Here is a 25,555-nt window from a genome sequence, read left to right as displayed (position 1 = left end):
TCGGATATCGTCATGCCGTGAGAATCCGGCAGTCATTGTCCTTTTCTGGCCAGACGCGATCGCCTTTGGAATTCCTGCCTCGTTGTCACATCTTCGGTTCGGACCGGTATTTACGTACGGAGAGGGCACGGAAGACGAGGATGATGAGAAGGCTCCAGAATACGGATGCCTGGATGGGGTGTTGCATGGGCCAGGCGGTGGATTCGCTGAGGCTGGTGTTGCCGAAGAGGGTGCGGGTGGCTTGGACGGTGGCGCTGAAGGGGTTCCATTCGGCGATGTGGCGCAGCCAGGGGGTCATGTTGCTGGAGTCGGCGAAGGCGTTGGAGATGAAGGTGAGGGGGAAGACCCAGAGGAGGCCGGCGGAGCCCGCGGTTTCGGGGGTGCGGGCGCAGAGGGCGGTCAGGGATCCGACCCAGGAGAAGGCGTAGCCGAGGAGCAGGAGGAGCGCGAAAGCCGCCATCGCGTGTGCGGCCGAGGTATGGACGCGCCAGCCGATCAGCAGCGCGACGACGGTGAGGACGGTGAGGGTGAGCGCGGTCCGGGCGAGGTTGGCTATGTGGCAGCCGGTCAGGACAGCGCCGCGGCTCATGGGAAGTGCGCGGAATCGGTCCCAGAGACCGGTGTGCATGTCGTCGGCGATGCCGACGCAGGCGGTGGTGGCGGCGACTGTGACAGTCTGGGCGAGGATGCCGGGGATCAGGAATTCGCGGTAGGCGGACGGGTCCGTGGTGTCGCCGATGTTCATGGATCCGCCGAAGACGTAGCTGAACATCACGGTGAACATGATGGGCTGGATGACCGCGAAGATGATTGTCTGGGGTATTCGGGATATTCGGATGAGGTGGCGTTTGGCGATGATGAGTGAGTCGGTCACGGACCACTGAAACTGCGTGATCCACTGAGAGAGCGCGGTGCGCGGTACGGCTTCTGTGTCACTCATCATGCGGCCTCGCCTTGGGCGGTACGGAACCCTGGGCCCGGGGAGCCCGATGCTGTTGGAAGGCCCTCTTTCCCGCTGTCTTCCACCGGTGTTGTGGTGGCGTGGCCGGTGAGGGTGAGGAAGACGTTGTCGAGGGTGGGGCGGGTCAGGGCGATGTCGTCGATCTCGATTCCCGCGGCGTCCAGCCGGCGGATGGTTTCGGCAAGGGCTCTGGCCCCTCCGGTGACCGGGACGGTGACTTTGCGTGTGTGGGGGTCGCAGGTGAGTAGGTCCGCGCCGAGGGGCCGCAGAATGTCTGCGGCGGCCGTGATCTGCGTGTGGTGATGGATCACGGCTTCTATACGGTCGCCGCCTGTCCGGGCTTTGAGTTCGTCGGGGCTGCCGCGGGCGATGACCCTGCCACGGTCGACGACACACACGGCGTCGGCCAGGAAATCGGCCTCTTCCAGATACTGGGTGGTGAGCAGCACGGTGGTGCCCTCGCTCACGAGTTCCCTGACGGTGTCCCACAGCATCATCCGGTTAGGCGGATCCAGACCCGCGGTGGGCTCGTCCAGGAACATCACCGGCGGGGAGACGACCAGCGCGGCCGCCAGGTCCAGCCGGCGGCGCATGCCACCGGAATACGACCGGGCCGTGCGGTCCGCCGCCTCCGCCAGGCCGAACCGCTCGAGCAACTCGCACGCCCTGGCCTTCGCGGCCTTCACAGAGAGCCGGTACAGCCGGCCGGTCATGTGAAGGTTCTCCCGGCCGGTCAAGTGCTGGTCGACGGCCGTGGACTGGCCCGCCAGGCCGATCCTGCGCCGCACCTCGTCCGGATGCTTCACGACATCGACGCCCGCGACAGCCGCGTGGCCGCGGTCCGGCCGGAGCAGCGTCGTCAGCACCCGGACCGTGGTGGTCTTGCCCGCACCGTTGGGGCCGAGCAGTCCCAGGACAGTGCCCTGGGGCACGTCCAGATCGATACCGTCCAAGGCCCGTACGCTGCCGTAGGACTTCACCAGGCCCTCGGCGCGGATACCGGCCGAAGCGATGTAGGGCTGATTGATCTTCATGTCAGGGAGTCCAGGGTGCGGCGGGCCGTGGCGAGGGCGGGGTGGGCCGCGGGGCCTGCCTGGGGGGCAAGGATGTGCACGGCCCTTTCCAGGCACCGCCGGGCCCGCTGGCGCGGAACATCGAGCATGGCAATACCGGCAACCAACGTGAAGCCCTGGTGTTCGTGGACATGATCTTGGCAGACCTGTCCTGCCAGGGGCTCCACGTCCGTCCATGACGGGGCAAGCGGTCCGGCCGGCCCGCGGCTGCCAGACTATTTCGCCGAGAAAGCCTCATTGGTGATTGATTCCACCGCGGCCGGCCAGAGTCCGGACTGGTTGCTGCCCGTTACTTGACGTGAGGGGGTGCGAATCCCGTCGGCGTAATACCGCAGTGGGTATTGCGGGTGGAGCAGACAAGCGTGATGTCACAAATGCTATGGCACACGTGCTGGTCCAGCGCAGTTTCCTCTTCAGTGAGCTGCTGAAGGGACTTAATGGCTGCCATCACTCTCTCCTTGTCTCGATGTGCTGCAATCACAAACAGCGTGACCTCACCGATGCTGTCTCGTATGAGTAATCCATACTCAGATGGGCGCCGCGGACAGGGGCACCGCACATATCCCGCATTCCGGCGCCCTGACGGTCGGCGTCTCCTCCGGCCAGGTCGTCTGCAACATCGGAGCCGTGTTCTACGGTGCCAGGACCCGCCTACGTTCTGGGCCGGGGCGTGCGCGACGCGATCATCGACCCGGTGCAGTCATCCTCAGTGCGGGAGTTGGGGCGGCGCGCCCTCGCTGATCACCCGTACGGCCAATGACTCGGCAGAGATCCAGATGCTGGAAATGGTCCTCTCGCTCACGGGGAAGGGCTGACGTCCGGGGAAGATTGTGAACTGCCCGTCTTGCCGAGGTCTGCGGAATCACCACGTTGAAAAATTCGAAGGAATGTGACGGAGAGATCTGAGACATGCCGGGTGGCGGGATGGCAGCCGCGTTGATCAGGCTGGGGACGCTGAACCGGTCTGTCCGGCCGGTGCTGCAGGTGCTGGCTGTGTGACGCTGCCTCCCTCACCGATGCAGAGTCCCTCGCCGAGCGGGCCAACGCCGACGCTCCACGGCAGCAGGAGCAATAGTCAAGACTCGTGGATCAGTTGATGTGGCTCATGCCGCGAGGGGGCGTTGTCACGTTGTGCGGGGCGAGATTCCGGTGAACGCAGCCGGGAACCGTTGTGCTGCGCTGGCGCAGCGGAAGCCCTTCATTGCGCATTCACCCTGCCTCGTCTGCTGGTGGGAGTTCTCCGCCCGGTTGTTCAGGCTCTTGTGCGAGCAGTGCTCCACCGGCGGCATCACCTCCCGATGGGCGGCACTGCAGGAGCGGAGCTTGTCGGTGACGATCACACGGGGCACCGACCGGGTCTTCTTCATCAGCTCCCGGAAGAAGCGCCTGGCATCTGGATGAGGTGTTCATCAAGATCAGCGGCGAGGGGAAACTTCGGTGGCGGGCAGTCGATGCAGAGGGGATGTTCTCGACGAAGCCCGGTCCCACTCCCACACGGCCCCGGGCTCCTGCGTCGTCGGTCTTGTCTGCGGTGATGATGAGCCCGGTGTTCGCGATAGTCGTCACGAGCCGGCCGCCAGGGGCGAGTGCCTGCAGCCACGAGGCGGGGATATGCGGCATGGACACCATGGGCAAGATCCGGTCGAAGGTGCCGGGCAGAGCTGCTCAGCGCCGGCGGTGCCGACAGCCGGCTGCCAGCCGATCCGGCCGAGACGTTCGGCCGCAGCCTGCGTCAGGCAGGGATCGACGTCCAGCGTCGTCACGGCCTGGTCGCCGGCCCGTTCACAGGCCCCGCGTCCGGGAGGCCGCCAACTGGCCCCTGCGAGAGCCGGATCAGCAACACCCGACTCCTCCTCGGTGCCGTTGCGAATCCAGCGCCCGCTTCGGCGGTGTGCCGCTCCGGCCCGGTCCGGTTGTCACCCCGCCACAGTGCGTGGGCCTGCAGCGGGTTTCGAGCGCCGGCCGTGGCCGGGTTTCTTCCAGGATGCCGGATGGTTGTTCAGGCTGCGTCGAGGTCGGCCCAGTGATCGATGAGCCCGTTGAGGCCGGGGTCGGTCTCGCTGCCGGTTCCGGTGCTGCCGGCGAGTGCGGTGATGATGAGGTCGCCGCGGCCGTGTTCGCCGTCGGGCCTGCCGGCCGCCCAGCTGCCGTGGCGGGCCGCGTTGTTGGGGCCGCCGTCGGTGACGTGGACCTGGACCCGTCCTGAGCCGTCCATGGTGCCGTGCAGGTGCAGGACAACCGGGGGCAGCGCATGTGTGACGGCGTTGGTGACCAGCTCGGAGATCACCAGCAGTGTGTCGTAGACCCGGTCCTCTGCCAGGCCCCAGGCCTCCAGGACCGGGCGGGCGGCATGACGCGCGGCGGCCGGCGCGAGGTGCCCGTGCTCCAGAGACAGACTGAACACACGGCTGCCGGCCGGCACGGCCTGCAGCACGGGAGGCTGCGGCCCGCCTGGGGAGATCGTGGTCGTCGTCATCGGGATCACTGCCTGTCCAGTGCGGGATCGGAAGCCTTCTCTGGTACCTCCAGCACACTCCCGCAGAGCACAGAATCCCTGAGCAAGCAATACCCAAAAGCCAAGAACAGCGTGTTCTTGCACGCTCTCGCCCCCACCGAAGGGCTGCGCCCCCCTACCGTGGCCCGCTCGCTCACACCACCGCCCCCAAGCTCAACGGCTCCAATCCCACCACCGACCCTGAAGTCCAGCACACCCGCAGGCTGCCCCCTGCCAACCGGCCGACCACGTGCCCGAGATGATCTGCGGCTGCTGCAAACCTTGTTGCCAGAACCACTCTCATGAGGACGGGGACACCAGGCACTCGAAGCCGTCTGGCAGCAGCTCTCCTGCGAAGGCTTGCTGATCACCACGATGGTGGGGTCGTACAGGCTGGTGACGACCAACACCGGACGTGTGTCAGTCACTGGTCGCCGTCGCTGCCGGTGTCGCCGTCCTGGGTGGAGCCGTTGCCGTCGGGGCTGGTGCCGGTAGAAGGGGTACCGGTCGACGTTGCGTGGCCCGGCATCTTCATCACCTCGCCGGCCGCGTCGTAGAACACGGCGCTCTGAGTGCCGGGGGTGATCCGGGCAGACGTGTACCCAGTGGGCCACGGTGGGGTACAGCGTCATCCGGCGCACACCCCACGGAGGCGGGGCGATGGTTCCCTGCGGAACCGGGGAGCTGGAGAGGAAACGCCGGAGTGGGCGGGGACCGGGCGTATGCCCTCCTGAGCAATGGCGGCCTAGGCTTCCGGCAGGAGTCCGCAGGGAGGGGGGAATCGGTGCGTCTCAAGGGGATAACGTTCGGGTTCTGGGCAGCAGTCGGCGTTGTGGGATGCGCGCCCCGGACGGGTGCCGCGTCGCACCGAGCACCTGGGCAATAGCCCCCGGCAACATCGGGCCTGGATGCTCCTGATTGGCATCTGCGGTGTCGTGGTGGCGGCGATCATGGCCGTCCGCGCCGAACTGTGCCGATAGCAACGAAAGGGCCCCTCACCATCCATGAGGCGAATTCCAGCAGTCGTCGCAACAGGTGGTGGAGCATGACGACGATCAGCCTACGCGGCTGCGCGACTCGGAATGCTCACCGGCTCGGATGGTTCGGGACCATGGTGCTGGGGATTAAGCAACACGCCCTGGAGGAGTCGCTCAGTAGCGACTCCTCCAGGGATGTCATATTCGTACCTACTCGGCACCTTCAGCGACGATAATCTCGTTGTGGTTGCCGATCCAGTCGCCAGTCCCAGCCGCCATGCAGCCCTGTACGGGCTCGCCTTCGGGGACCTCGGCGGGAAGCAGTTCAAGATTGAGTGCATCCATAATTCTGCTCACATCCTTGGGAGTGGACCTTTCATCCGACTCTGACTGAGAACGCTCTACGCGGCCCTGAGTATGAGCTACTCATTTCAGGTCTTACGGCACTCCTGGTCTGCCATGAGCAGGGCAGCGAACCGGGCGGCCGGGGCGTCCCAGCCGAGCGTCTTACATGGTCGGCTGTTTAGCTCGGCCGCGACCTCATGCAGGTCTTCGCGGCTGTATCGGGAGAGGCCGGCGTGTTTCGGGAAGCACTGACGCAGCAGGCCATTCGCATTTTCGTTCGCACCGCGTTGCCACGGACTGCCCGGGTCGCAGAAGTAGACCAGCATGCCGGCATCACGCATGAACGCGGCATGGCCCGCCATCTCGTAACTCTGATCCCAGGTAAGCGACCCTCGCAGTTGGCTCGGTAGCGGACGCATGACGTTGGCCAGGGCCCGCTGAAAGAGCTCGGCCGGATGCCCATCGGGAAGGTACACGAGCATCGTGAACCGGGCGGACCGCTCCACCCGACGTTCGGCCGCAGCCTGCGTCAGGTAGGGGGGCGACGTCCAGTGTCGTCACGGAACGTTTTTAGCGGTAAGTCTCCAGGCCCTGGAGATTGACGTGATCTTGTTGGGGCTGCAGCGTGCTTTGCGGGGGATGCGCCAGGTCTTGATCCGGGCGATGGCTCTCTCGGCGGGCCATCGCAGGCGGGAATGTGCCCGGTTGACGGACTTCTGTGCGGTCGTGAGGTCTTTGCCGATTTTATGCCGACGGGCCGCGGTCAGGTCGTGAGCCCGGCCGGGCAGTACGGGTGAGATCCACACGAGCGTCCCGTCTCGCCACCGCCCACCGTCACCCGATCAGTGGCCAAGTTGAAAATGCTCACGGCCTGGTCGCCGACCCGTTCACAGGTCCCGCGTCCGGGAAGCCGCCAACTGGCTCCTGCGAGGGCCGGATCAGCAACACCCGGCTCGTCCTCGGTGCCGCTGCGAAACCAGCGCCCGCTTCGGCGGTGTGCCGCTCCGGCCCCCGGTCCGGTGGCTGACCCGGGGGCCCGTGAGGGTTCGCCGGTGTGCGGCCGGGCACGCCGGCAGCCGACCCCGGCCCGCGCTGTATGCCCGCAGAAGAACGCCCGGCTGCCGGCAGCGGGTCGGGCGGCGGGTGTCCGGCCACGCGGAGGTTCGATCGCGGGGTAGCGTCCCCGGCATGGACTTTCGCACCACCGTTGAGCGCGCTCAACGCCTCAAGCAGCTGCACGCCGAGTACAAGCCGCTCGTGCTGCCGACCGTCTGGGACGCCTGGTCCGCGCGAACGGCAGCCGACGCCGGGTTCCCCGCACTGACGGTCGGCAGTCATCCGCTCGCCGACTCCCGGGGGGCCGCCGACCAGGAGGGGCAGACCTTCGAGGAGGTACTCGCCGCCGTCAGGCCGATCATCGCGGCGGTCGACGTCCCCGTGTCCGTGGACCTGGAGTCCGGGTACGGACAGGAGCCCGCGGATCTCGTCGCCGGACTCACCGAGGCCGGCGGCGTCGGTCTCAACATCGAGGACACCGTCCACTCGGACGGCGGACGCATGCGCAGCACGCAGGAACACGCGAACTACATCGCCGGCCTGCGCGCGGCGGCTGACAAAGCCGGGATCCCGGTCTGGGTCAACGGGCGCACTGACCTCTTCCTGCACGCCGAGGATGCCTCCAGCGTCCTCGGCGAGGCGATCGAGCGGCTGCGGGCCCTGGAACAGGCCGGCGCCGACAGTGTCTACCCGGTGGGTATTCAGGACAACGACGAACTGCTCGCGGCGGTGACCGGCGCCGTCGCCATTCCCGTGAACTCCACAGCCCATCCCGTCAAGCACGATCTTGAGCGCTTTCGCCGCCTCGGCGTCGGCCGGATCACCTACGGCCCGCGGCTGCAGATCGCGATGACGAATGCCATGAAGGACGTGCTCGGGCCGTGGGCACAGTGAAGAGCCGACGAGCGACGTAGGCGGCCGCAGGAGGTTTCTCACCTCTGCGACGACACTCTTGCCTCCGTAGAGCCGCTCTCCGCCCGGGTGTTCACTCAGCCGAGTGAGATCGCTCTACGAGGCGGCGTTCGAGACCCTCGGCAGCATGGCAGAGCAGGGCTCTGCCGTTCGGACTCTGATCGTCGATGCGATCGACGTTCTCGCTGGCGCGCAGGACTCCGGCAGCAGATGCCGGCAACACACCGAACCGGGCGGACAGAAGAGCCTCGGGCAGCCGGGGCCTTTCTTTCATTCGCCGGCCGCACCCGCCTCGCGGCGCGCCCAGGCCTTGTCTGTAAGCCGGAGCGGATGGTCTGCGGGCTGAATCACTTCGGCCGGCTCCGTCGGATCATCGAAGGTCACGGTGCGGTGGCCCCGGTCTCGAGGCGGCCTGCCGGGGATTCTCCGAGCGGTGAGCCTGTGATGACGAATCCGCGGGCAGGCGGTCGGCGGAGGCCACGCGGGCGAGACGGCCTCAGTGGTATCACGCCGGCCGGCGGGGCCGACTCCCGCCGGGGCCCTTGGGGGCCTTCGGTACGGGGCCCCGGGGATCCGTGCAGTCATCTCCCAGCCGTCAGGCCAGGTCCGTCACCGCCTTCGGCGAGGCCGTGCCGGTGGCCGCCCGCCCGCTTCAGATACCGGGGCCGACAAGCAGCGCAACGCGGTCGAACGCTGGATCAACCGCCTCAGGAGTGGCGCGGTCTGGCCGGCACGAACCTGCAGACTCGCTATCGCTTACCAAGCCGCACTCCACCTCGCCGCCATCCTCATCCGGGCGCGAAGCCAGGAAACCGGGCAATGGCGCCCGCGGAAACGCCGGTACCGGCAAGGGTCATTCCAGCGAAGCCTTTAGCCATCCTTGCGTTTTCCCGGCGAAATCCCGTGTAGTAAAGAAAAATGCCGCGTCGGCAATGGGTTCACCGTTCAGGCCGGTGGTGACATCGCTGCGCTGCGGGCGGCGTGCCCCTTCGGAGCGTGCCGCGCCGGCGCAGATGACGATGTCCTCGCTTCTGTCGTTCCTGACACTGTCCGCCGCCGGGACGGAGTCGCGACGCTGGACCGGGACAGTACTCGGGGTCACTGATTCTGCGGCATCTGCGTGCGCGGCGACAGCAGGAAGGGAGAGTGCCATGGCGACGCCAGTGACAGTGAGAACACCACGCACGCGAGAGAAAGGAGACATTGTCTGGGGCCTTTCAGGGTTCCGGCAATGCCGGGAGCGGTGGATAACACTGCCTGAAATAGACCAGATGTCACGAGGATCTCGACAGAGTATCTGATACCTGTCCCAGTCATGATCGTAACGCATGGGCTCTCCTCCGTCAGGCAACGCCACGGACGCGAGGCATCACGCTGTTTCGCCGGTCTTTTTCCGGCGAGCAGACGCGCGGATCGTCGACTGCATCAGTTGAAGCCGTCTGAGTATTTCTTCTCCATGACTCACGGCTGGCGTTCCGGCGAAATCGTCCTTCCGGCTCACCGCAGGAAGGACGCGCCGATGCGAAACCTGACAAGCCGGGAAAACAACAGCCACTGCAGTCCGGCGCATGACCATGGCCCCGGCCGGCCTCTCGCCGGCGGTCGGCGCGGCAGCGATCTCACACTCAAGCAACTGCCGCACCGGCCAGCCGGCACCGACTCGACGGATGGACCAGCCACTCGCTCGCGGTGACGCGAGCCATGGGAATCCCTGGGCCAGGCCAAGCCGGTTCTCGCCGTAGAGGGCCCGTTCGTTCTCTGGCAGCCGCTTCAGCATCCGGCCGGGACGGACGATGCCGGGAGAACAGGGTGCGGCCCTGCCCGTTGCTGTAGGTTCGCGACGATGCCTCTCGATCACGGCCTGTCATGGACCGGCTAACTCCTCGACCAGACAAGCCAGATGATCCCGGGAGACCCCGATGAACACTTGATGCGCTGTAACCGTCCGACTGACCACGATCGGCACATCAGGTCATGCCGCCCACCAGCAAGAACGTCTCACCCATGATCACGCACCAGCTCGTCACGACATCTTCCTGCATGGGGGCTGCATGATGCTGACACCTGCATGACTATTTCTTCTTTCGGCAGGGTGAAATATTTCCTTCACAAGAGATCAGGCTCCGGGGCGGCCAGGACAGGCGATTGCTACGGCTGCAGATCAATAGTGCTGGAATATGTTCTTGAAGGATGGAATTTCGATGACGGTAATCCGACGCGGCATTCTGGCCGCGGGTGTCGCAACTGCCGCTGCGGCAGGTGTTCTGCTCAGCATCATTCCGGCGCAGGCAGCGGACGGCTCCTACCAGGATCCGAGTTCCTGTGCGGCGTGCACGAGCGAGCTGCCGCCCCCTCCTCCCCCGGCCTCCCCGCGACTGATTGCACAGAACACCAATCTTTAATGATCGTTTCAGAGTGAATTCGATGTCCTGCACCCTGTGCCGCTGAGATCATCACAGAGCTGGCCCTGCTGGTTGGGCTTGGCCAGGACCTTGCCTCCGAGGCCGTCCGTCTCCAGCCGGCTGCTTTGGTCATTCCTCGGCCTTGACGCCGGGCTCTTGTGTGCCGCGTCGTGAACATGGGCATGGGTGATCTGGACTGCGGAGGCTCAAGCGGTGCGCCGGAGAGAGGGGCGGCGGGGTGTCTCTCAGCCGATCTCGCTGACATGCGTCGGGGAACCCGGCTCTATCTCCCAGGTGAGCAACGGCCTGCCACGGGCCGGCTGACTCCTCGACCAGACAGGCGGGATGCTGCCGGGAGATCCCCGTGAACAACTGATGCGCGAGAGCCGCCCGACTGGCCGTGACCGCCATACTCCGATGTCCAGCTCGCGGCCGAGGATCTGAGCGGTCCAATCGACCAGGCGTCCGGCGAAGCCCTGGTCCGCCCAGATCTTCTTCACACCCGGGTGGTCGAGGCGGGTCCACAGCAGCGGACGCCTGGCGCCGTCGCGGTCCTGGATGTTCGCGGCGACGACGTGGACGGCCAGGATGAGGCCGAGGGTGTCGGTGACGATGAACCGCTTGCGGCCCTTGACCTGCTTGCCCGCATCGAAGCCTCTGGTAGCGGCGGGGACGGTATCGGCAGTGCGCACGGACTGCGAGTCGATCAGTCCGGCACTCGGTTCAGGGTTGCGTCCGTCGGCCTCGCGGACCCGGTCACTCAGTGCGTCGTGGACGCGCTCGACGGTGCCGTCGTCGTGCCACCAGGTGAAGTACCAGTAGACCGCGGGCCAGGGCGGGAAGTCTTTCGGCAGCTGCCGCCAGGCGCACCCTGCCCGCACCACGTAGAAGATCGCGTCCACGATCCGACGCCGCGGATGCTTCTCCCGCCGCCCGCCCTTCGGCCCCACCCGCGCCGGCGGCAGCAACGGCTCCACCAACGCCCACTGCTCGTCCGTCAGGTCCGACGGATACCCGCCCCCAGAACCACTCACGGAGAGTTCAACGAGCACGTCAGCCCACGGCTACGGCAGATCTCAAACGCGGTCTCAGATCCTCAGGATCCAGTGTCTCGTGTGTCCAAGATCAGGGGGCAAGGCTCCATGCACCAGCTCGTTACGGGTTGTTTCTTGGGTTGTCTGTCCTGTACCTGATTGGCGGCAAGGGCGGTCGCCGAGGAGGATGTCGAATTCGGCGAACGCTTGCAGACGGGGCAGACCGGTTGCGCGGACCTGGACGATCCAGCGGGAGAGACCGTCGTCGTTTCCTTCGCGGGGCTCAGGAGTGCGGCGAAGTCCCGGACTCTGGCGGCCAGGTCGGTCATCTCGGAGCAGGCTGAGGTGAGTCGGTCCAGGAGATCGCTATGTTTGGCCTTGAGGTTGTCGGGGCCTGGTGAGAAGTGTCCGGGCGAGCCGGCGCGGGGATATGTGACTGCGGCCCGGCGTCCGCGCGCCCCTGGTTGACGTACTGCTGACCGGGTCGCTCCCGCTCCGGAACGCGGCCCTCGCGACGCGAGCCGCCGGGCCAGGAACGATCCACAGGAGACACAGTGGCCAAGACCGCCGGCCCCCTCGAGCCGCAGCCGCGCGGGCCATCACTCACCTGAAGCACCGCAAGCCCCTCTCGCTATCGCGGCCTTCTCACGCGCTTCACACTCGCCGCCCGGGCCTGCCTCTCTACTGCCAAATGTTCACGGCATTCCCCTTCACGTAGACTTGCCGACTGCCGATTTTTCACCGTGCACCGATGCCGCAAAACCGTCAGAATGCTCTGGGTTGAAGCTGTCGGCATTGCAAGCCGGAGGCCTGCCGAAGATCAGAAAATGAGGCGAGCGATTAGAGCTTCAATTATGAAGCGCTCGCGCCGGCAGTTCCGATCAGAGCCAGCCCTTATTCTTCGCAAGCAGCGCAGCCTGAAATCTGCTCCCTGCACCAAGTTGCAGCATCAGATCAGCCACGTGGCGACGGAAGGTGCGCACGGATATACCCATTTCCCGCGCGGCGGCCTCATCTTTCTCCGATCGTGAAAGAAGGAGAAGAACCTGGCGTTCCGTCTCGGAAAGTATTCCCGTGCTGGTGTCTCCGTGAGGCTCGACTGTCTCTTCCGCATCGCCCCAGAGCTTCTCAAAAAATGAGACGATCCCGGAGACCAGTCCCGGCTGCTGCACGAGTACAGCTCTGGAATCAAAACGATCCGGATGTTCAGGGACTACCGCAGTTTCATGATCGTAGACCAGGAACCCGTCCCCGGGATCCTTCATGATCCGCACCTGAGCCCCCAAGGAAACCACTTCGGTGATGTAGGCAGCGGACACTGGGTCGGACAGCATGTCACTGCTCACGATGGTGCGCAGCGAGATTCCGCGCCGCAGGCAGCGCAGGTCGAGGGGACGTGCAGCAGCGATCGCTTCAGGGAGCAGTCTGCTGCCCGGGATCAGGGAGAGGATTTCACGGAAAGCGAAGAAGGATAAATCTTCAAGACGGGTCCGGATCTGCTCCACATCCTCCACTCGCTCCAGCTCGCGGAAATGAGAACCAATTTTTCCGCGGCCTCGCTCCTGGACCAGCCATGGGATCACGCGCCGGGTGGCACTGACCTTCTGCAGTTCAAGGCTAATGGATTCCAGTCGATCCTCGATCAGCCTCTCAACAGCAACGGCGGGATCGGCTACTTCGAAACCGAAACCGTGGCTCCCGGAGCGGACGAGGAGGCCCTTTTCTAGCTGCTTCAGTGCTGCATCTGCAGAATCACGGGCCATATCGAGATCTGCGAGAAGATCATCTCCGCTGGAACCCGGATGAGCCAGGAGATAGCGATATATCCTTTCGGCACCGGCGGAAATTCCAAGTGCTGCTAGATCTGACAAGGCTTCTCCTCCCGTTGTCGAGCCAGGGGTAAGCGGCCTTCCGCCGTCCTCCTTGTTCGAATTGGCAACAGCATCATCCCCCGGAAAATTACCGCCGAGTTGAGAACGGGCTACTCAACTCGACAGGCCCTGGTGAGTACGGCCAGCGCCCCTGCGGGATGAGGATGAGTTACTCAGATTGATAAGCGCAGTGAGCACGGCCAGCCTTCCGGGCCTGGGTACCCCCATATCCCAGGTGCGGACGAAAGGGGCTTACTGTGGCAAGGGGTGCGTGATGAGGGGCCCTGGCAGACAGCGGGATGGGCCTTGTTCCTGTCTCATTCCAGAACGTCCGCCCTTTGTTGCCTGCGTGCTTCCGGAGCCACGGCTGTGCGCCTGGGCGCATTCGGTCTGCGGCGGCACGCAGGAAGCACGACAAAGCGACGCCCGCATTCTGGGTGATCTGGCCGATGCCCGCTGGGAGGTCTTCACGAACACGGCCACGCGCAGCCGCCCCGCCATCACCGGGGCGACATCGTCGCGCTCGCAGATCAGCAGGTACTCGGCCAGGCCCCGGGCGCAGGCGTCGATCGTCCTCGGAGCCCTCCCAGGATCCGCCCGCACCCGCAGCCACTCGGCCGCCCGCTCATGCAGGCCAAGGACCGACCGCTTCTCCTCCAGCACCACCGCGCTGCCCAACACGCCTCCTCAGCCCATGGGGACGCCGCAGGATACGAGATGGCTCCCGCGGCGCGTGATTCCACGTAACTGACAGGAACGCGGTCTGCGGCTACTTCGCCAAATGGGCGGATGAGGGCGTGTTCGCCCAGCTCAACGGACTCCTCAGGCAACTTCTGCGCGAGAAGGAGGGGCGGGACGCACAGCCCTCGGCGTGGGTGATCGACGCCCAGAGCGTCAAGACCTCCACCAGTGTTCCCGCCTCCAGTCAGGGCATCGACGCAGGCAAGAAGACTGTGGGCCGCAAACGCAGCATTGTCACCGACACGCTTGGCCTTCTCCCGCAGTGCTGGTCACTGCCAGCACTTCCCAGCGGATCCGCAGCCGGCGGAACCGGTCAAGGTGGGCGAAGGTCCGTTCGGCGCCCCAGTGGTCGGTGCCGAGGCCGGATCCGTGGGGGACGCCGCCCCGGGCGATCACGTGTTTCACGCCCAGGGCACGGGCCATGCGACGGCACTTGTCGTGGTCGTAGCCGCGGTCTCCGGGCACACGGTGCCGGGCCTTCGGCGGGGATGGCCGCGTTTGCCGCGGACCGGCGGGATGGCCTGGAGCAGGGGGATGAACTGGGTGACGCCGTTGCGGTTCCCGCCGGTCAGGGTGGCGGCAAACGGAATGCCGTGGCGTCGGTGATCAGGTGGTGCCTGCTGCCGGTGGTCTGCCGGCCAGCGGGCAGTCGGCCACGGGTTCTGTGTCAGCGTGAAGTTCTGGTTCGAAACCGGTGGGGCTGATCATGCCCAGACTTGAGTGCAGCCGGTGGTTGTCGTCCCGCTCTCCTCGTATTCCAGGGGCCGTCGTGGAAGACCTTTGTGCGGATGTACTCGGACTTGCAGAAGCCGGTTATGGTGTCCATCAGCGTGTTGTCGTATGCGTCACCGATGCGCCCGATCGAGGGGCTGATGCCCTCAAGTCGGAGATGTTCGGTGAACTGCACGCTCGTCTATTGCCCGGAATCAACCGGTCGTTGCAACACCGGCCGATGCCGGTGGAAAGGCTTTCGTGGCCGGGTACTCGGGGGGAGTTGACGCAGATCATCACGACGTCTCTGATGGACGCTGTGCTGGCGCAGACCTGGCGGGTGCAACCTGCCTGTGTGCGGGCTGTCGTGTACTTCGTTCTGGCTAAGCTAAGTCAATTCATGGATGAACGACTGCGGCAGGCTCCGGCGCTGCACGGATAAAAGCAGGAAATCCGTGGACTTCTACGACCTCGCAATGACTGGGTCGCCATCGGCAGACCTTGAACGCACCATGCCCCAGCTCGTCACCTGCCGTCGGCACCAACGACGCTACGAACGCAAAGCAGGACCGGGCTGTACTGGGGGATCGGAGCCCACTGAGATTCCGCCTTGACTAAGCGTGAGGGAGCTGCCTGCTCTCCAGCTTCGACGGCTCTGGGAACGGTCCCTGGAGCCCCGCGCGCATCATCGCCTCGCGCAGAGACTGGGCGTAGCCAGGATTCTCCTCGTGCTCTGCTGGTGGCTGCAGAAGGTTGCAGCACAGGACGGAAATGACCTTGCCGTCCGACGTCCGCACCAGTAGAGGCTCTGCCCGGTACTCGTCCAGCCCCGCGCCCCAGTAGAGCCGGTCGAGTTCAGCGTGCGTTAGCGAGTAGACCATGCCGCACGCTGCTGTTCCGGGTGCGCGAAGCAGCGTTGCCTTGTGCCCGATTCGTAGCGAGTAGCCCTCTGCCGTGGCTTGCTGCCCATCCCGCGGCTCGATGTCTTTCCCTCTTAGGACATCAGGGTCCATGTACAGGCCGTAGAAGAAGACGCTGATCGTTCTGTCTGAGGAGTTGTCAGGAAAAGCATGCATGGGTCAGTGTCCTTATGACTTTCTGAATCTCGGGTCGGAAACCTGACTCACTCGGTTATCCTTTCCGGATTTCTGAGAATTTGATGTTGGGGTATGGTGACGTCCTCGACTGAAATTCTTCAGCCTTCGCAGACCATTGGCACCGAAGAGGTCATGCCCTAGCTTCTGCTATCCCCTTCCCGTCCCCTCCGGAGGGATTCGGGCGTGTCGCCGTCTCATGCCCCTGAAGGATGGAGTGGTGAATACATACTCTGCAATCGATTACTCGGTCATCAATTGAGCAATGGATGCTCAAAGTGCCCCTGCGGATACGGCATGGTGGGAACGCTCGATAAAATCCCCGCCGGCGCCCGGGGTGAGGCATCCCGTACCCTTCTACGCTCGACGTCCTCGTACGCATGACAGCGCGCCCATGGACGATCATGCAGGAGTGCATGTCCGGCTCCGCACGGCCCTCGATCGCTTGGTGACCGCCATGCAGCCGCTTCGCCGAGTGGGCGCCCCTCGGGCTCAACGGCGCCCGGCTCGGAGAACTCCTGGCGAGCGACGAGCGCCTGCGCAACCTGCAGGAACAGAACCAACGAGTCGCTCACATCCAGGGCCGGATCTCCGAGGCACTCACCCGCACAGGCACAGACAGCGTCATCACCCGGCTGCGCCACAACCCTGTCCTCGCCCATGAAAACGCCGCCACGCTTGAACAACTCGTCGACGAAGACGACGTCACAGCCGAAACCGAGCGCCGCCTTGCCGATATCGCCATCGGTATGACTGCCTGGGCCAAGCGACTCAACCTCGGAGGAGCCGCGGACGCCACCGAAGCAGGGATCAGCCTCAAGCTCTTCAACGTCGTTCTCGGACGCCCCGCCCGACGGCTGCCCCTCACCGCATCGGCAGCGCCAAGAACCGCATCGGCTACCACCTGATTGCCCACCTCGCCCTGCACACCTACGCGGGGGGAAGCCCAGGCCAGGTCCGTGACGGTGAGTGTGCGCGCCGAGAGGGTCTCGCGCCGGCCGTGCCCGGCCTCGCGGTCGTATCGGCGGGCGGATGTCCCTTGAGCCTTTCCACCACGGCCACCACGCCGTCCTGGCGGCCCACTCTGAGATTGTCCCGCTGCGCCACGTCGTGCGTGAGTACCACGCGTGACCCTTCGCCGATCCGGGAGAGCATGAGCAAGATGTTTCCAGCGACTGGGCCTCGTCGACGATCACGAAGGCATCGTGGAGGGACCGGCCACGGATGTGGGTGAGCGGGAGAACTTCCAGCATGTCCCCGGCGAGCAGCTCCTCGATCACCTCTGGGGTGGTGGAATGTCGAAGACTGCCTGCGCCCAGGGTCCCCTCTTGCCCGCCTCGGCCCCGGGCAGGCAGCTCAGCTGCCTGCCCGGGGCCGAGGCGGACAAGAGGGCGGAAGAACCATGACCTTCCGGTGCTGGCGGCGCTGCGGCCCTTGACGCCAAAGGCATTCCGGTCCCCGCATACCAGTTGCACCCGCCCGTCCGGGGTGACCCGGCCCAGGGTACGCCTGCGCTCTGAGGTGATCACCAGTCCGGTGTGGGAGGGCAGGTTCTGGGTGCCGTCCAGGTCGGCAGCGGCACTGTGGCCCGCTGCGAAAAGTGCGCCCACCTGGTCACTGGCGGCGACGAGTTCGCAAATGCCTGTCCACCCAGAGGAGTTCGCTAGTTCTGCCCGGAATCCTCGGCGGCAGGCCGACCGAGCTCGCCTTGATCCGCAACGGCAGGTCTTTGGAGGCGATAGTGGCGTCGCTGAGTAACCAATACTCTCAATTCGCGTTCACGAGAAAGTTAACTTTCATGGAAGAAGTTACCAACTATGGCGACACGACAGGGGAAGCCTAGCTATGCGACACACCAGTAAGACGCATGGGCGTCATGGCAAGATTGCGAAACTGATCGGAGCAGCATTTGCTGCAGTGTTTGCGGTTTCCCTCCCTCTGGGGGGTGTAGCATCCGCCGATGGTGGAGTGAACCCGACGGGTGAATCCGTCCCCATTAAGATCGAGGGCCCTCCGTGCTGCAAGTGACCGGAGCGTCACAGTCTTACCTTTGGTTTTAACCTCCGGTGCCGAAATATTCCTCGCCCAGGTCGCTGCCCCGGGTATTCGCCGGACTCTGAGGTGGCCTTCGTCTGATCACCTGCTCCACCCGAGGTGCACTGGCCATGACGAAGGCCTTAGCTTGGCGTTTATCGTCTGCGCTCGAACGTGACCTCGAACTTGCCGGGGTTTTCGACTGTTTTCCAGACATGAGGAACGGCCTTCGTCTGATGCTGTGCTCCGTCACAGAGGCACCTGATCACTACGAAGGCCGCGTGGATGAGTCTGCTGCAGCGGGGCGACCCAGGGGATGCGTTTGCACCGCGCGGTCACGGCGCCTTGTACGGCGGGGTGAACCGCGGGCGGCTGGATGCGGCACGGCTGCGCAGGACTCTGGCCAGTCTGCCGCTGCCGAGGGCTGCGGACGGGCGGCTCGTCCCGGCGGTCGATGTCAGCAACTGGCTGCGCCCGGACGCGAATACCAGCCCGGAGAGGCTGTTCTGCCATACCTACGGTCGTGGCAGGGGCTCGGCCCAGATGGTCCCCGGCTGGCCTTATTCCTTCGTCGCTGCTCTGGAGCCTGGGCGGACTTCCTGGACGGCCATGCTGGACATGGTCCGCATGCGTCCGTGGGATGACGGAATCGCTGTCACTGCCGGACAGGTCCGAGATGTCATCCAGCGACTGCTGGCGGCTGGGCAGTGGCAGACCGGTGACCCGCCCATCCTGATCGTCCTCGATGCAGGCTACGACGTGACCCGCCTGGCCTTCCTGCTCGCCGACCTGCCGGTTGAACTGCTGGGCCGGATGCGTTCGGACCGCGTCCTCTACTTCCCGCCCCCGCCGCAACCGGCAGGGAAGCGAGGGCGCAAACCGCAGCGCGGGGCAGAGTTCAAGTTCGAGGATCCCGCCACCTGGCCCGCCCCGGCCGTCTCCACGGCGACCGACACCACGCACTATGGACAGGCCGAAGCCGCTGCCGGGGACCGGCTGCACCCGTTGCTGGTCCGGCGCTCGGCCTGGTCCGACTACCCCGAAGGCCGGCTGCGGTCATCGAAGGCACCGTCATCCGTCTTCGCGTGGAGCACCTGCGCGGGGACCGCAACCCCAGGCCGGTCTGGCTGTGGTGGTCCGGCACCAGTGCAACGGCCGGGGATGTCGACCGACTCTGGCAAGGGTTCCTGCGCAGGTTCGATCTTGAACATGCCTTCAGGGTGATCAAGCAGACGCTGGGCTGGACCGTTCCCGAACTCCGCGAGCCCGCAGCCGCCGATCGCTGGACCTGGCTGGTCGTCGTCGCCTACACCCAACTCCGACTCGCCCGGCCACTTGCAGAAGACCTCCGTAAACCCTGGGAGCGGCCCGCGCGCCGAGGACGCCTCACGCCCGCCCGCGTCCGCCGAGGATTTCGCCGCCTCCACGGGAAGACCCCCCCAGCCGGCCAGCGCACCGAAACTCGGCACCGCAGGCCCCGGCCGGCCAACAGGCTCGAAGAATCGGCACCGTGCACGCGAACACCCTGTTGGAAAACAAGGCCAACCAGCCATCACAGAGGGCGTCACGAACAGTCGCGCTGCGCCAAGCTTAGGGCTCGCAGAGAATCAAGTTGCGTGTTTTAGGCCTTGACGCAGCAGGTCAGCGCGTTGCTCGTCCGCGTGTTGTTCTTCTGCGAGCCCTTACGAGCTGGTGCGTGATTGCGGTTGTTCTTGAGTGCCCTGATCGCCGGCTCGCGCTCCTTGAGGTCGGCGACGAGCGGGGTGGCGATGAAGATCGAGGAGTACGCACCGGCGGCGAGACCGACGAACAGCGACAGCGAGATGTCGTTGAGCATGCCGGCGCCGAGGACGCCGCCACCGATGAAGAGCAGGCCGGCGACCGGCAGCAGCGCGACGACGGTGGTGTTGATCGAACGGACCAGGGTGCCGTTGATCGAGCGGTTGGCCAGCTCGCTGTACGTGAAGCGGGTCTGCTTCGTGATGTCCTTCGTCTGTTCCTTGAGGGAGTCGAAGACGACGACCGTGTCGTACAGCGAATAACCGAGGATCGTCAGCAGACCGATGACCGTACCGACGGTGACCTCGAAGCCGACCAGCGAGTAGATGCCGACCGTGATCGTGAGGTCGTGGATCAGCGCGATGAGCGCCGCGACCGCCATTCTCCACTCGAAGGCGATGGCCAGATAGATCACCACGAGATGACCGGCGGCCTGACGCTCTCGTCCAGTGCCTGTAAGGGGCGCGAGGCTGCAGCGTGATCCTGCACTGCGCAGGCGAATCAGTGAATCCTCGGGCGGGACGGGAGCAGTCCAGGGTGCCGGCCAGAGGGCACGGCCGCTGCTGACGGAGTCACCGCGCGTCTCGCCAGCGGTACAACCGGCCCGGCCGGTGCCGCCGCCCGCGGACCCTGCGGATGCGTGGTACCGCGCCCGGCAGGCGGCAGCGGTGGCATCGTGACGGCACCTGCTGGGCAGAGCGGGGGCCAGAGGCGTGCCGGGCCGCCGGCCTGGCGGTGGCTGCTGCCGGGACGCGCGCGGGCCGCCGGCGGAGGTCTGGTGCGAACCCTCCTTTGAGGGCCTTGACGAGGGGCCGGACAGGGGAATTCCTGGTCTCGGATGCAACCGGTCAGATGTCAACCGGCAAGGCCGCCCTCAGAGGTCCAAGATCGCCGTACAGGGCGGCGTGGAGGGCGGCTGCCAGTTCCCGGGCTCTGTCTTCGGCCGCGATGTCGTGGAGCACGAAGTAGACCGGGCCGGTGAAGGCGTCGAAGCGGATCTCCCGGCGGCGGGCCAGGTACAGGAAAGCGGCGCCGATGGCGGCGGAGGCAGCGTCGTCTGTGGTGTGTTCAGGGCCTGCGGCGCGCGTATCGGCCTTCACCGCCCAGTGCGAGCCCTGGTACTCGACGGCGATGAACACCGCCTGCCGCATCCTGGCGGCCTTGTACGCGGTGTCCAGGGCGGCAAGCGCGGTGACATCCGGTACCAGAGGTGCGGGGCAGGGAATCGGCGACGGCTCCATGCCAGGCATCGTCCCAGGTGAACGTAGAGACAGCAGGTTGACGCCAGCCGTGTCCTCTCCCCGCCTTGCGCCATGCCGGCCGGGATGATGATCAGGGAGACTGTCTGCCGACCGGCGGCTGAAGCGGTGCAGGTACGGTCCTTGGGCATGGGGTTCTCGCACTTCATGATCATGAGGGTTGTTCTTCGGCTGTCTGGTGCACGTTCTGGTGTCCGGCTGCGGATCTGGCGCGCCGCCGACGGGCAGTGCTGCTGCGGCGCCGCCGGGATGAGTGGATCAGGCCCGGAGTCATGGAGGGCCTGTGGCTGCTGGTCCTGTCTGCCTGCGGCCGCATAGCCGGCCCCGGCTTGGACGGTCTCATCGCGGACGGCTGCGTCACCAAGGCTGCGGGCGGCGAGTGTGCCGGAAGAAGCCCGGCCAGCCGCGGGCTCAAACGCTCGCCTTTGCCCGTGAGGCAGCCGCTCCGGCCGAGCGGGAAGCCGACGGTGTTGCCCGCCTGAGCCCCCGCGAGCGGGGCGAGCGACGGGTGGCCAGCATGATCCTGGCCGCTCACCATGCTCTCCCCGAGCACGAGCGGCCCGTCGAGCCGGACATGCACGCCGTGAACCTGGAGGAGAGCGGCAGCCTTTTCAACCCAGCCCGCATGGCTGTCGGCGAGCGTCGGAAAGGCCGTCGCCGGCATCATCAAAACGGTTGAACCGGCTGCCCCGCTCCGTCTGAGCCGACAGGGCGGCACCATCTCCTGCGAGGGGTGCCCTGCGGCGTTCGAGGACGGCCACCTGACATCAGGTCAAACGGCGCATCGCCGGCCCGGACGGCCTGCCAGTCGAGGCGGGGAGCGGGCCCGTGAGCGGACTGTCCAAGCCTGCCCCCGCCTGCTCAACCGGTGACCGGATCCGGCTCTGCCGGCGATCGGGCACTACCCCCATTCAGGAGTGACCCGCCGCATCTGACCTGCACTTCTAGTGTTGGGTCACTGTCTGGGCCGCTGTTGCGACGGTGACCCAGACAGTGACCCGCCACATGGCTTGCGTCCCTCGGGACGCGGCACCGGAAGGTCAGGGTAAGGACATGGGCCCGTCTGCGGGTGGGGACGTGTCGGCCGTTGCCAAGAGCCCGCGAAGTATTCCGAAGCTGGTCGGGAACCGAGAAAGGGTGGGACCACCGGCTCAGCGGCCCCCCTTTCTCGGTGATGGGTCAGCGGCGGGTGGCCTGCACCATGCGAATGGTCTGGGAGGTCTCTTCCTCCATGGCCCACCCGTGGTCCACGAGGAGAGTCTCCAGCCGCTGAATGGCTTCCTCGAGTCCGGGGTGGTCACCCAGGAGAGCCAGGGCACGGAAGCGGTGGCGCCAGAGCTCTTCGCGTTCCCGGGCGACTTCCAGGCCGCGGCTGGCTGCCCACAGCGCGCCCGGGCCGTCACCGGCTTCGAGGTACCAGTCCGCCAGCAGGCTGGCGCTGTTGACGACTTTGTCATTGATGTCCTCCACGATCGGTTCGGCCCAGCTGTAGTAGGTGGAGCTGACGCCGGAGAAGGGGCGGCCGCGGACCAGCTCGAGGGCGCGGCGGAGCAGGCCCTGGCCCTGGTCGCGGGGGACCTGGAGGGCGACGTCGTGGAGGAGCTGGAACTGGATCCAGTCGCACTCCACCCCGACGAGCCGATGCCCTTCGGCGTGTTTGGTCATGCGGCGGAAGAAGGGCTGGCCCTCGTCGTCGAGGCCGAGCCACCGCCGCACATCACGCAGGCGGGTGTTGCGGGTTTTGGGGTTGGTCAGCCCGCCGCGAGGCGAGAGGACCTCGTCGATCTGCGGGGCCGTGGCGCCGGGGTGAAGGACGAGGAACGCGGCCAGTTCCATGGCCCGGGTGCGCCGGTTGGAGTCGACCGTGCCGCGGGCCCCGGTGACCTCCACCGCGCCCAGGATGCTGACTACGGGCCGGTCCTGGGGGAAGCCGACGTCCGGTTGCTCTGCCCCGGGTGAGCCATCGGGCGCAGGGGTGGTGGCGGGGGGCTGGGCCGGGGGAGAGGACGGGACCGGGCTGGGAAGCCGGACACTGATCTGTGGCAGGGCCCGCGAGGTGGGCAGGACAACGTGTCCCGGCGCCGCTGAGGCAGGCAGCACCGGCACTACCGGAACGACGTCGGCGCTGGCGCCCGTGGCGACGGCAGCGGATGAGGAAGGACGGGCGGTCACCGAAACCCCGGCAACGGCTTCGCCGCCGGCCTCAGACCCCTCCTCCTCTTGATCTCCTTCTTCCTCACCCGCGTCTGCAGGATCCTCATCGAGATCGGCGAGGACTGACAGCAGACTCGGCGCCGCCCCACATCTACCCGAGCCCGGCTCCGGTGAAGGAACGGTGGCCGTGGCGGTCTCGAGGCCGGGGAGGAGCTTGGCCAGTGGGACAGGTTCCGCGGCAGGTACGCCGGTGGGGGAGTCCGCTGTCACCGCGAGCGTGAGGATGTCGGCGTACTCGTCGTCGCTGCACATCGACAGCACGCAGTGCAGCGAGGTGTTCGGCACCGCAAGGACGGGGGCATCGGTGTCGATCTCCCACACCTCGCTGGCGGCCGCACGGGCGGGCTGCGCACCGCTGGTGATCACGGCGGTGGATGACAGAGGCTCGGCGTCCAAGATGTCGTCGAGCCGGCTGACGGCTTCGGGAGCCGGGCAGGTATCGAGATCGCAGAGCACCGCCAGGGGCTGGAACTCCTCGGCATTGTCCGACACACGGGCGTGGAACAGATCCGGCAGATCCACATCGGCCATGAGCTGCTGCTGGCCGGCATGGTGTGCACCGGCTGCAGCGGCAGCCGATTCGAGGCCCTGATGCGGCTGGACCCGCTGGGCGTCGAGCAGCGACAGACCCGGGGCGGTGTCCTCACCCGCGACCAGGACATCGACCTGCCCCAGCGGAGACAAGGCCAGAGAGATGCCCAAGGTGCGCAGCATCTGCAGGCGGCGGCTTCCCGTCAGGTGCAGCGCACCGAACTCCTCCAGGTCGATGAGGAGGACGCCGCCGGCGGTGTCTTCCCCCAGCGGTACGAGCCCTGGATACGGAGCGGCGACCTCGGAAAGCTCATCGTTGTCCAGAAGCTCGGTGGAGCCGGCCGGGCACCACCACAGCTCTGGCCGGTCCTTGACGGCGGTGAACGGAGCCACCGCCTCAAGCGGGCTCTTCCCGTCGTACCTGTCCGTGGTCTTGGACAGGTGCAGCAGGACGCCCTCGGCACCCAGTTGAACCGCCGCCACAGGCGGCAGCGCCCGATCTTCGGCAGCAAGGCGGGAGGCGAGTGTACGCAGCGCGGTGTCCAGGAGCAGCAGCTCCGAGGTGGAGTCCATGCTGCGCAGTGCCTGCTCGGTGACCGCTGCACGACCGGTGGGCATCGTGATGGTCCGGCCGTTTTCACGGCGGCGCCGCTGCAGGGTGCGCCGTCGCCGGAGCATCAGTACGACGCCACCGGCGACCAGCGTGCCCCCCGCTGCGGACAGGAGGGTGCTCATGGCGGAGTTGTTGGCGCTGTGATCGACGGCGGGCGGAGTGCTGGTGCCGGGGATGGGGACGGGGCTGCTCGGAGACTGGGCGGTGGGGAAGGGGGACGGGGTGGCGGTGGGCGGGGTGTCCTGGTCGGCATCGGGGGTGCTCGGGGACGGCGGCTTCTCTGAGTGCTGGGTGTCCTCGGGCGGCGCGGGTGTCTTTGGCTTGGCCGTGCTGCGGTCCGGGGCCGGTGCGCTGGGGGCCTTGGTCCCGGGCAGCTCCAGCACCTGTCCGGGGAGGATCACGTCGGGGTTGTCGAAGGTGCCGCCGCCCGGCATCGGTTCACCCTTGTTCGCCTCGTAGATGGCGGGCCAGCCCTCAGGGTCGCCATGTGCGTCGGCGATCGACCAGAGGCTGTCACCCTCGCGAACCGTCACTTCCGCAGACTGCTCGCCACCAGATGCGCCCGGAGCGGGGCGGCTGCCGCTGTCGTTGCGGGCCGCCGGATCTGCGGTGTGCTGCAGCCCAGGGTCCGGCCCGGACACCACTGTCTGGCCCGCCGCAGCGTCGGCATGGGCGGCTTCTACCGCGCGCTGATGAGTGCTGCTCTCCTCCTTCACCGTATGCACGGCGGGGCCTGCCTCGGCAGCCGGGGGCGTGGTGTCTGTGGGGGCGTGGGGGAGAGCGAGGATCCATCCGGGCTGGAGAGGTGCGTCGACACTGAAGATGGTGCCGTCGGCCATCCGCTGGCCCTCGTTCGCGTCGGCGATCTTCGTGTAGAGCTCGCCGTGGCCGTAGAGCTTCTCGGCGATGCTCCACAGGCTCTCGGCAGGACGCGCGTCGCGGACGGTGTATGTACGCGACGCCGCCCGCTCCGTACCGGCCGTCTCGGCGGCACGCTCGGCCGCCGTCGCTGCAGAGCCCGGGTGGACGATCTCAGCCGCCGAGGTGGCGGTGATGGGCGCTGCGAGGGCGGGTGTTGCGGAGGCGAGGGTGCTGGAGGCAAAGGCGACGAGGATCCCGGAAACGAGGGTTCCGGCGGCGCGCTGGGACAGGTGCAGTCCGGGAAGGGCCGGGGCTCTGCGGCCGCGGAGTTGGGCGGGGATCTCCAGCAGGACGGAGAGGGTGAAGCCGGCCCAGGCGATCCAGCCGATCGCGCACAGGGCGAGCATGAAGGCGGCGCCGGTGTCCTGGCGGGTGAACAGGTGGGCGATGGCTTCGGTGCCCTGGGCCCAGACGGCGGTGGTGGTGGCGTAGAGCAGCCAGGGCATGCCGGCCAGGAGAGCGGTCAGGACGACCGTGGACACCAGGGCGCGCAGTAGGCGCCGCCCGAGGGAGCGGGGAGCGGGCATCAGCGG

Annotated in this window: 15 protein-coding genes and 9 pseudogenes; 6 read left to right on the top strand and 18 right to left on the bottom strand. The window is 66.5% G+C overall.

What is annotated here, in order from left to right:
* Positions 1-85 precede the first annotated feature (85 nt).
* The 8 genes and pseudogenes from OG462_RS02730 to OG462_RS02695 all read right to left on the bottom strand — a co-directional run bounded on the left by OG462_RS02730 (position 86) and on the right by OG462_RS02695 (position 6,656).
* Positions 86-943, bottom strand: coding sequence for an ABC transporter permease (locus OG462_RS02730; protein WP_406054082.1), 858 nt, complete (start codon positions 941-943; stop codon positions 86-88).
* A complete protein-coding gene (locus tag OG462_RS02725; RefSeq protein ID WP_406054080.1) occupies positions 940-1,995 on the bottom strand; it encodes an ATP-binding cassette domain-containing protein in 1,056 nt (351 codons plus the stop codon). The genes OG462_RS02730 and OG462_RS02725 overlap by 4 nt, the downstream gene beginning before the upstream one ends.
* Before the next feature lie 1,175 nt (positions 1,996-3,170).
* Positions 3,171-3,425: pseudogene (locus OG462_RS02720) on the bottom strand (DDE-type integrase/transposase/recombinase); the annotation flags it as partial.
* Positions 3,426-4,033: 608 nt separating this feature from the next.
* Entirely contained in the window at positions 4,034-4,510 is a 477-nt protein-coding gene (locus tag OG462_RS02715) for an ATP-binding protein (RefSeq protein WP_406054078.1), read from the bottom strand.
* A gap of 442 nt (positions 4,511-4,952) precedes the next feature.
* Positions 4,953-5,126, bottom strand: a pseudogene (locus OG462_RS02710) (putative ATP-grasp-modified RiPP); the annotation flags it as partial.
* Positions 5,127-5,715: 589 nt separating this feature from the next.
* Entirely contained in the window at positions 5,716-5,850 is a 135-nt protein-coding gene (locus OG462_RS02705; RefSeq protein ID WP_406054076.1) for a hypothetical protein, read from the bottom strand.
* An 86-nt stretch (positions 5,851-5,936) separates the two neighbouring features.
* Complete coding sequence (locus OG462_RS02700; protein WP_406054074.1) at positions 5,937-6,356, bottom strand: IS30 family transposase; 420 nt, start codon at positions 6,354-6,356, stop codon at positions 5,937-5,939.
* Between the two features lie 51 nt (positions 6,357-6,407).
* A complete protein-coding gene (locus OG462_RS02695) occupies positions 6,408-6,656 on the bottom strand; it encodes a transposase family protein (protein WP_406054072.1) in 249 nt (82 codons plus the stop codon).
* A 382-nt stretch (positions 6,657-7,038) separates the two neighbouring features.
* On the opposite strand from OG462_RS02695, the gene OG462_RS02690 reads away from it, so the two are divergent.
* Positions 7,039-7,800, top strand: a complete 762-nt coding sequence (locus OG462_RS02690; RefSeq protein WP_406054070.1) for an isocitrate lyase/phosphoenolpyruvate mutase family protein — start codon at positions 7,039-7,041, stop codon at positions 7,798-7,800.
* 871 nt (positions 7,801-8,671) lie between these two features.
* Here the strand turns inward: OG462_RS02690 and OG462_RS02685 are convergent.
* From OG462_RS02685 to OG462_RS02670, 4 genes and pseudogenes are all read right to left on the bottom strand, one after another.
* Positions 8,672-9,148, bottom strand: a complete 477-nt coding sequence (locus OG462_RS02685) for a hypothetical protein (RefSeq protein WP_406054068.1) — start codon at positions 9,146-9,148, stop codon at positions 8,672-8,674.
* Between the two features lie 1,317 nt (positions 9,149-10,465).
* The gene (locus OG462_RS02680) at positions 10,466-11,254 is read right to left on the bottom strand and encodes an IS5 family transposase (protein WP_406054067.1); all 789 of its coding nucleotides are present in this window, start codon (positions 11,252-11,254) and stop codon (positions 10,466-10,468) included.
* Between the two features lie 201 nt (positions 11,255-11,455).
* Positions 11,456-11,729, bottom strand: a pseudogene (locus tag OG462_RS02675) (ISL3 family transposase); the annotation flags it as partial.
* Between the two features lie 406 nt (positions 11,730-12,135).
* Positions 12,136-13,125: a LuxR C-terminal-related transcriptional regulator gene (locus OG462_RS02670; RefSeq protein WP_406054065.1), complete on the bottom strand. Its 990-nt coding sequence runs from the start codon at positions 13,123-13,125 to the stop codon at positions 12,136-12,138.
* Between the two features lie 770 nt (positions 13,126-13,895).
* Here OG462_RS02670 and OG462_RS02665 point away from each other — a divergent pair.
* Positions 13,896-14,123: pseudogene (locus OG462_RS02665) on the top strand (IS5/IS1182 family transposase); the annotation flags it as partial.
* Between the two features lie 25 nt (positions 14,124-14,148).
* On the opposite strand, the pseudogene OG462_RS02660 reads toward OG462_RS02665, so the two are convergent.
* Positions 14,149-14,521: pseudogene (locus OG462_RS02660) on the bottom strand (transposase); the annotation flags it as partial.
* A gap of 114 nt (positions 14,522-14,635) precedes the next feature.
* Here OG462_RS02660 and OG462_RS02655 point away from each other — a divergent pair.
* The gene (locus OG462_RS02655; protein ID WP_406054063.1) at positions 14,636-15,019 is read left to right on the top strand and encodes a hypothetical protein; all 384 of its coding nucleotides are present in this window, start codon (positions 14,636-14,638) and stop codon (positions 15,017-15,019) included.
* A gap of 172 nt (positions 15,020-15,191) precedes the next feature.
* On the opposite strand, the gene OG462_RS02650 is transcribed toward OG462_RS02655, so the two are convergent.
* Both OG462_RS02650 and OG462_RS02645 read right to left on the bottom strand, forming a co-directional pair.
* Positions 15,192-15,653 (bottom strand): gamma-glutamylcyclotransferase family protein, encoded by a 462-nt coding sequence (locus OG462_RS02650; RefSeq protein WP_406054061.1) that lies wholly within the window; start codon positions 15,651-15,653, stop codon positions 15,192-15,194.
* 1,047 nt (positions 15,654-16,700) lie between these two features.
* Positions 16,701-17,420 (bottom strand): annotated as a pseudogene (locus OG462_RS02645) (PhoH family protein); the annotation flags it as partial.
* 615 nt (positions 17,421-18,035) lie between these two features.
* On the opposite strand from OG462_RS02645, the pseudogene OG462_RS02640 reads away from it, so the two are divergent.
* A pseudogene (locus OG462_RS02640) lies at positions 18,036-19,337 on the top strand (NF041680 family putative transposase); the annotation flags it as partial.
* 13 nt (positions 19,338-19,350) lie between these two features.
* Here OG462_RS02640 and secF read toward each other — a convergent pair.
* Together secF and OG462_RS02630 are read right to left on the bottom strand one after the other, a co-directional pair.
* Positions 19,351-19,905: pseudogene (gene secF, locus OG462_RS02635) on the bottom strand (protein translocase subunit SecF); the annotation flags it as partial.
* 427 nt (positions 19,906-20,332) lie between these two features.
* A complete protein-coding gene (locus tag OG462_RS02630; protein WP_406054059.1) occupies positions 20,333-20,725 on the bottom strand; it encodes a hypothetical protein in 393 nt (130 codons plus the stop codon).
* A gap of 184 nt (positions 20,726-20,909) precedes the next feature.
* Between OG462_RS02630 and OG462_RS02625 the strand changes: the two are divergent.
* Positions 20,910-21,171: pseudogene (locus OG462_RS02625) on the top strand (IS5/IS1182 family transposase); the annotation flags it as partial.
* Positions 21,172-21,260: 89 nt separating this feature from the next.
* Positions 21,261-21,422, top strand: a complete 162-nt coding sequence (locus OG462_RS02620) for a hypothetical protein (protein ID WP_406054058.1) — start codon at positions 21,261-21,263, stop codon at positions 21,420-21,422.
* 500 nt (positions 21,423-21,922) lie between these two features.
* Here OG462_RS02620 and OG462_RS02615 read toward each other — a convergent pair whose 3' ends face one another.
* Positions 21,923-25,549 (bottom strand): LysM peptidoglycan-binding domain-containing protein, encoded by a 3,627-nt coding sequence (locus OG462_RS02615; protein ID WP_406054056.1) that lies wholly within the window; start codon positions 25,547-25,549, stop codon positions 21,923-21,925.
* Between the last annotated feature and the right edge of the window lie 6 nt (positions 25,550-25,555).

The sequence above is a fragment of the Streptomyces sp. NBC_01077 genome (assembly GCF_045162855.1).
Taxonomy (GTDB): Bacteria; Actinomycetota; Actinomycetes; order Streptomycetales; family Streptomycetaceae; genus Streptomyces.
The sequence above is the reverse complement of the archived record's forward strand: the minus strand, read 5'-3'. Positions and strand labels throughout refer to the sequence as shown.

Excerpts from the sequence above, each read along its gene's own strand:
- OG462_RS02685 (WP_406054068.1), bottom strand. The coding sequence starts at position 9,148 with ATGCGTTACGATCATGACTGGGACAGGTATCAGATACTCTGTCGAGAT.
- OG462_RS02715 (WP_406054078.1), bottom strand. The coding sequence starts at position 4,510 with ATGACGACGACCACGATCTCCCCAGGCGGGCCGCAGCCTCCCGTGCTG.
- OG462_RS02630 (WP_406054059.1), bottom strand. The coding sequence starts at position 20,725 with ATGGAGCCGTCGCCGATTCCCTGCCCCGCACCTCTGGTACCGGATGTC.
- OG462_RS02725 (WP_406054080.1), bottom strand. The coding sequence starts at position 1,995 with ATGAAGATCAATCAGCCCTACATCGCTTCGGCCGGTATCCGCGCCGAG.
- OG462_RS02690 (WP_406054070.1), top strand. The coding sequence starts at position 7,039 with ATGGACTTTCGCACCACCGTTGAGCGCGCTCAACGCCTCAAGCAGCTG.
- OG462_RS02620 (WP_406054058.1), top strand. The coding sequence starts at position 21,261 with ATGATCCTGGCCGCTCACCATGCTCTCCCCGAGCACGAGCGGCCCGTC.
- OG462_RS02615 (WP_406054056.1), bottom strand. The coding sequence starts at position 25,549 with ATGCCCGCTCCCCGCTCCCTCGGGCGGCGCCTACTGCGCGCCCTGGTG.
- OG462_RS02650 (WP_406054061.1), bottom strand. The coding sequence starts at position 15,653 with ATGCATGCTTTTCCTGACAACTCCTCAGACAGAACGATCAGCGTCTTC.
- OG462_RS02730 (WP_406054082.1), bottom strand. The coding sequence starts at position 943 with ATGATGAGTGACACAGAAGCCGTACCGCGCACCGCGCTCTCTCAGTGG.
- OG462_RS02705 (WP_406054076.1), bottom strand. The coding sequence starts at position 5,850 with ATGGATGCACTCAATCTTGAACTGCTTCCCGCCGAGGTCCCCGAAGGC.